General features: G+C 49.0%; 2 rRNA genes (1 of these 2 cut by a window edge). Both read right to left on the bottom strand.

The features are described from left to right. Positions 1-192: 192 nt before the first annotated feature. Positions 193-304, bottom strand: a 5S ribosomal RNA gene (gene rrf, locus Q4E93_RS03660). 66 nt (positions 305-370) lie between these two features. Continuing rightward, positions 371-2,500: ribosomal RNA gene (locus tag Q4E93_RS03655) — 23S ribosomal RNA — on the bottom strand; it runs 745 nt beyond the window's last position.

Raw genomic sequence — 2,500 nt, 5'->3', positions numbered from 1 at the left:
GGAGCCGGAACGTTGGGGCTTTGAGGATTCAGGAACGTTGGGGCTTGGGGAACCGGACCGTTGGAGCTTTGGGGGAGCCGGATAGTTGGAGTTTTGGAGGAACCGGACCGTTGGGCTTGGGCCGTTTAAGAACAGGCTGTTCAGGGAGGGGCAAAAAAAAGCCCTGTAGCACAAGCTACAGGGCTTCAATAAATATGGCAGCTACCTACTCTCCCGCATTGTGGTGCAGTACCATCGGCCATGAGGGGCTTAACTTCTCTGTTCGGTATGGGAAGAGGTGAACACCCTCGGCAAAACCACCATAAGATCTTGGGTCATATTGACCTTAATAATGTCATATTGGGAAGTCGTAATACGTAAGTGATAAAAAAAATTAAAGCATACGGGCAATTAGTACTACTCGGCTTTACTGTTACCAGTTTTATACCTGTAGCCTATCAACGTCATAGTCTCTGACGACCCTTAAAAGAAAACTCATCTTGTGGAAGGTTTCACGCTTAGATGCTTTCAGCGTTTATCCTGTCCGTACATAGCTACTCTGCGCTGCACCTGGCGGCACAACAGATACACCAGCGGTACGTACGACCCGGTCCTCTCGTACTAAGGTCATGTCCACTCAATTTTCTAACGCCCATCACAGATAGGGACCGAACTGTCTTGCGACGTTCTGAACCCAGTTCACGTGCCACTTTAATCGGCGAACAGCCGAACCCTTGGGACCTTCTCCAGCCCCAGGATGTGACGAACCGACATCGAGGTGCCAAACCTCCCCGTCGATATGAGCTCTTGGGGGAGATCAGCCTGTTATCCCCGGAGTACCTTTTATCCTTTGAGCGACGGCCCTTCCATGCAGAACCGCCGGATCACTTTAGCCAGCTTTCGCTCCTGCTCGGCCTGTATGCCTCACAGTCAAGCACCCTTATACTAATGCGCTCTTCGTACGATTACCAACCGTACTGAGGGTACCTTTGCAAGCCTCCGTTACACTTTAGGAGGCGACCACCCCAGTCAAACTACCCACCATGCACTGTTCCCCGCAAGGGGTTAGACTCTAATTCAAAGAAGGTTGGTATTTCAACGACCTCTCCACAACGGCTAGCGCCGCTGCTTCGTAGAGTCCCAACTATTCTACACATCCGTAAATCAAAATCAATGCAAAGTTGTAGTGAAGGTTCACGGGGTCTTTCCGTCCCGTGACGGGTAACCGGCATCTTCACCGATACTACAATTTCACCGGGCTCGTGGAGGAGACAGTATTCAACTCATTAGACCATTCGTGCAGGTCGGAACTTACCCGACAAGGAATTTCGCTACCTTAGGACCGTTATAGTTACGGCCGCCGTTTACTGGGGCTTCAGTCAGAAGCTTTGGCTTGCGCCGAACATCCTTCCTTAACCTTCCAGCACCGGGCAGGTATCAGGCTCTATACGTCATCTTTCGATTTTGCAGGGCCCTGTGTTTTTGTTAAACAGTTGGTTGAATCATTTTACTGAGGCCTACCGAAGTAGGCTGGCTTTATCCCGAAGTTACAGCCACAATTTGCCTAGTTCCTTCTCCACGGCTCACCCGAGCGCCTTAGAATATTCTTCTCGTCTACCTGTGTCGGTTTGCGGTACGGGTCGCTTTAGCCTAACCTTAGAGGTTTTTCTCGGCAGCTATTAGATCACTCAATCGGCCCGAAGGCCTCATATACTTTCGTATTTCGCCATCAATTACGGATTTGCCTGTAAAAGATATAGCTACGTACTTAAACGTGGAATTCCGTTTCCATCGTGTGATGTTCACTTCTGCGTCACCCCATCGAAACTAAAGCGAGTACTGGAATATTAACCAGTTTTCCATCAGATGCCCCTTTCGGGTTTTCCTAAGGACCCGACTAACCCTGATCCGATTAACGTTGATCAGGAACCCTTAGACTTACGGCGATAAAGTTTTTCACTTTATTTATCGTTACTTATACCTACATTTTCTTTTCTGAACGCTCCAGCATACGTCGCCGTACACCTTCGCAGCGGATCAGAATGCTCCCCTACCGATATACCACCTAGTGGCAATCTTAGAACTTCGGTTCGTAGTTTGATGCCCGATTATTTTCCGTGCCTGAACCCTCGACCAGTGAGCTGTTACGCACTCTTTAAATGAATGGCTGCTTCCAAGCCAACATCCTGGCTGTTATAGGGTTCAAACTTCGTTTGATCAACTTAACTACGTATTAGGGACCTTAGTTGCTAATCTGGGTTATTTCCCTCTCGGCCACGGATCTTAGCACCCGCAGCCTCACTGCCGCAGATATTTATTAGCATTCGGAGTTTGTCAGGGTTTGGTAGGCGGTGAAGCCCCCTAGCCCAATCAGTAGCTCTACCTCTAATAAACTTCTATATGCGACGCTGTTCCTAAAAACATTTCGGGGAGAACGAGCTATCTCTCAGTTTGATTGGCCTTTCACCCCTATCCACAGGTCATCCCATAGCTTTTCAACGCTAATGAGTTCGGTCCTCCA

The sequence above is a fragment of the Flavitalea plasmicola genome (assembly GCF_030546645.1).
In the GTDB taxonomy this organism is placed as follows: domain Bacteria; phylum Bacteroidota; class Bacteroidia; order Chitinophagales; family Chitinophagaceae; genus Puia.
This window is presented reverse-complemented; position numbering and strand designations above follow the sequence as displayed.